Here is a 4,257-nt window from a genome sequence, read left to right as displayed (position 1 = left end):
GAGTACGGCGGGGATATTCGCCGGTTCCGTGTGGTCAAGCGCTTTCCTTCCATACTGAAGCAGTGCGCCATTTCCAAAACAGAGCCTGGCGACGAGAACAACCAGGACATCTCTTCGCTGGTCGGCAAGATCGACATCCGCAAGCTGGAGACTTACGCCCAGGACGATCCGGACGCCTACAGCTATTCCGGCGGCCTGTGCCTGTCCAACCAGGGCTTGCTTGAATTTGTGGAGATGTTCAAGGCGCCCATCAAAGTGCTGCATCCCTTGCTGACCGCCACTCAGGAAGGCAACTTCAAGGGCACGGAGGGCTTTGGCGCCATTCCCTTCGACGGCATCGTGATGGCGCACTCCAACGAAAGCGAGTGGAAGGCGTTCAAGAACAACAGGAACAACGAGGCTTTCCTGGACCGGATTTACATCGTCAAAATTCCGTATTGCCTGCGCGTGTCGGAGGAAGTGAAGATTTATGAAAAGCTGATTCACAACTCCTCGCTGCACAACGCCATCTGCGCGCCCGGCACCCTGAAGATGATGGCGCAGTTTGCCGTGCTGACGCGCCTGAAGGAGCCCGAGAGCTCCAGCATCTTCAGCAAGCTGCAGGTGTATGACGGCGAAAATCTCAAGGACACCGACCCGAAAGCCAAGAGCTACCAGGAATACCGCGACTATGCGGGTGTCGATGAGGGAATGAATGGGATCTCGACGCGTTTTGCCTTCAAGATTTTGTCCAAGGTGTTCAACTTCGACTCCACCGAAATCGCGGCCAACCCTGTGCACCTGATGTATGTGCTGGAGCAGCAGATCGAGCGCGAGCAGTTCCCGCCTGAAACCGAGCAGAAGTACCTGGCCTATATCAAGGAAATCCTGGCCATGCGTTATGCCGAGTTCATCGGCAAGGAAATCCAGACGGCCTACCTGGAGTCCTATTCGGAATACGGGCAGAACATTTTCGACCGGTACGTGACCTACGCCGACTTCTGGATCCAGGACCAGGAATACCGTGATACCGATACTGGCGAAATCTTTGACCGCTCGGCGCTCAATGCCGAGCTCGAGAAAATCGAGAAGCCTGCCGGCATCAGCAACCCGAAAGACTTCCGCAACGAGATTGTCAATTTCGTGTTGCGCGCGCGGGCCAACAATGCGGGCAAGAACCCGGTCTGGACCAGCTACGAAAAACTCCGTACCGTGATCGAGAAAAAGATGTTCTCGAACACCGWAGACCTGCTGCCAGTGATTTCGTTCAATGCCAAGGCCAGCGCGGACGAGCAGCAAAAACACGAAGACTTCGTCAACCGCATGGTCGCCAAGGGGTATACCACGCGGCAGGTCCGGTTGCTGTGCGACTGGTACCTGCGGGTACGCAAGAGTTCCTGAGGGCCGCGGCGCGCCGTGGCGGCGCGTCCTGTGTCAGGTGTAGTCATGTGTATGTGACCGGAGATCAACGTGCTCCAGCAAGTCATTGACAGGCGGTTGGCGGGAAAGAACAAGTCCATCGGCAACCGCGAGCGTTTCCTGCGCCGATTCCGTGGGCAGATACGCGACGCCGTGCGCCGTGCTGTCGCGGGCCGCAGCATCCATGACATCGAACAGGGCGAAGACGTCACATTGCCGCGGCGCGACGTTTACCAGCCGGTGTTTGGTCATACCGGCGGCACGCGCGAGACTGTGCACCCCGGTAACCGCGAATACGTACGCGGCGACCGCATCGCGCGGCCGCAGGGCGGCAGCGGCGGCGGGTCGGGCGGTGAGGCCAGTCCCGACGGTGAGGGTGAGGACGACTTTGTCTTCCGCATCACGCGCGAAGAGTTCATGCAGTATTTTTTTGACGACCTTGCGCTGCCCGATCTCATACGTACCCAGCTTTTGCCCGATGCGCCGGAATGGAAGTCCCGCCGCGCCGGTTTCATCTCGGACGGAACGCCGACCAACCTGCACGTGGTGCGTTCGCTGCGGGTCGCGCTCAGCCGGCGCATCGCCATAGGCGGGGAGACGCGGCGGCAGGTGCATGAGCTGGAGGCGCAGCTGGCGCTGGCGCTGCGCGACGCGCCGGACCTGCCTGACGAGATTCTYTCCTTGAGGACACAAGTCGACGCGCTTCGCCGGCGCCTCAAGGCCATCCCGTTTTTCGATCCCTTCGATCTGCGTTACCGCAACCGGGTCAGGGTGCCGCAGCCCAGTGCCAAGGCGGTCATGTTTTGCCTGATGGATGTATCGGGCTCCATGGACGAAACGCGCAAGGACATCGCCAAACGGTTTTTTATCCTGCTGTACCTGTTCCTCAGGAAGCATTACGAGAAAACCGACGTCATCTTCATTCGCCACCACACCCAGGCCACCGAGGTGTCCGAAGAGGAATTCTTCCAGTCCACCGAAACCGGTGGCACCGTGGTGTCCAGCGCACTGGCCTTGATGCACCAGATCATCCAGGAGCGCTATCCTCCCGGCGACTGGAACATCTATGGCGCCCAGGCTTCGGACGGCGATAACTGGCACCAGGATTCGGCACGCTGCCGCGAATTGCTGGTCGGCAAGCTGCTGCCGGTGTCGCGGTATTTCGCCTATGTCCAGGTCGGTGAAGAGGACCAGAACCTCTGGGAGGAGTACACCCAGGTGCAAGAGGACAACCGTAATTTCGCGATGCGCAAGGTCGCAGCCGCGGACGAGATTTTCCCGGTGTTCAGGGAGTTGTTCAAAAAAGGCGTCAAGCCATGACAAAGAGCGAGAGAAAGCCTGCCGAAGTGGCGGCGCCTGGCTTGTCCGGCACCGGGCGCCGGCATGCCTGCCTGCCCAGCCCGTCCGACTGGTCCTTCGAGTTGATCGAGCTCTACCACGGCGAGATTGCGCGAAAGGCAAAGTCCTTCGGCCTGGACACCTACCCGGTGCAACTCGAGGTCATCACGGCCGAGCAGATGATTGATGCCTATGCCTCGGTGGGCATGCCGGTGAACTATCGGCACTGGTCCTTCGGCAAGCAGTTCATCTCGACGGAAAAAAATTACCGGCGCGGCCAGATGGGGCTGGCTTACGAAGTCGTGATCAATTCCAACCCCTGCATCGCCTACCTGATGGAAGAAAACACCATGCCCATGCAGGCGCTGGTGATGGCGCATGCCTGCTACGGGCACAACTCCTTCTTCAAGGGAAACTACCTGTTCCAGATGTGGACCGACGCCGGCGCCATCGTCGACTACCTGGTATACGCGCGGGCCTACATTGCCGAGTGCGAAGAGCGCCACGGCTGGGAGCCCGTCGAGCAGCTGCTGGATTCCTGCCATGCCCTGATGAGCCACGGCGTGGACCGTTACCAGCGCTCGCAGAAGCTGTCGCTGGCGGAGGAAGAAGCCCGCCGCAAGGACCGCGAGGCTTATCTGCAGCAGCAGCTCAATGACCTGTGGCGCACAGTCCCCAGGTCTGCCGACAAGCCGGCCGAAAAAACCCATCGCCGTTTTCCGCCGGAGCCGCAGGAAAACATCCTGTATTTCATCGAGAAGAACGCGCCCCTGCTGGAACCCTGGCAGCGCGAGGTGATCCGCATCGTGCGCAAGATCGGCCAGTATTTTTACCCACAGCGCCAGACGCAGATCATGAATGAAGGCTGGGCCACCTTCTGGCATTACACACTGCTCAATTCCCTGTACGACGAGGGCTTGCTGACCGACGGCTTCATGATCGAATGCCTGCGATCCCACACCAATGTCATTTACCAGCCGCCGGTGACACATCCGGGCTACAACGGCGTCAACCCCTACGCGCTGGGGTTTGCCATGTTCAGCGACCTCAAGCGCATTTGCGAGTCTCCCACGGAAGAAGACCGGCAGTGGCTGCCGGACGTTGCCGGCTCCAACTGGCTGGAGACGCTGGACTACGCGATGCGGCATTTCCGCGACGAGAGTTTCATCGGGCAATACCTTTCGCCGCGTCTGATACGCGAATTCCGCCTCTTCTCAGTGGTGGATGATGCGAGCAAGTCCGAGCTTGAAGTGGCGGCCATTCATGACGACGCGGGTTATCGGCATGTACGCGAGGCGCTGTCGCGCCAGCATGACCTGAATTACCGCGAGCCCAACATACAGGTCTGGGACGTGGACGTGCGCGGGACCCGCTCCCTGACCTTGCGCCACAGCCGCCACAACGACCGAACGCTCACGGACGATGTCCAGGAGGTGATCAAGCATGTTGCGCGCCTTTGGGGTTTTCCCGTCCTGCTTGAAAGTGTGGACAAGCATGGCAAGGTGGTGCAGCACTGGGAGG

Annotated in this window: 3 protein-coding genes; all 3 read left to right on the top strand. The window is 59.8% G+C overall.

From position 1 onward, the window contains the following. Nucleotides 1–1,380: PrkA family serine protein kinase (locus AC1DWI_RS15040; RefSeq protein WP_477725120.1), on the top strand; the 1,380-nt coding region annotated here is incomplete at its 5' end. A gap of 63 nt (nucleotides 1,381–1,443) precedes the next feature. Next, nucleotides 1,444–2,718, top strand: a complete 1,275-nt coding sequence (locus AC1DWI_RS15035; protein ID WP_477669606.1) for a YeaH/YhbH family protein — start codon at nucleotides 1,444–1,446, stop codon at nucleotides 2,716–2,718. Continuing rightward, the coding region (locus AC1DWI_RS15030; protein WP_477725119.1) for a SpoVR family protein at nucleotides 2,715–4,257 on the top strand (1,543 nt) is incomplete at its 3' end. The genes AC1DWI_RS15035 and AC1DWI_RS15030, both read left to right, overlap by 4 nt.

It is taken from the genome of Polaromonas sp. P3_C2 (assembly GCF_056402675.1).
The sequence above is the reverse complement of the archived record's forward strand: the minus strand, read 5'-3'. Positions and strand labels throughout refer to the sequence as shown.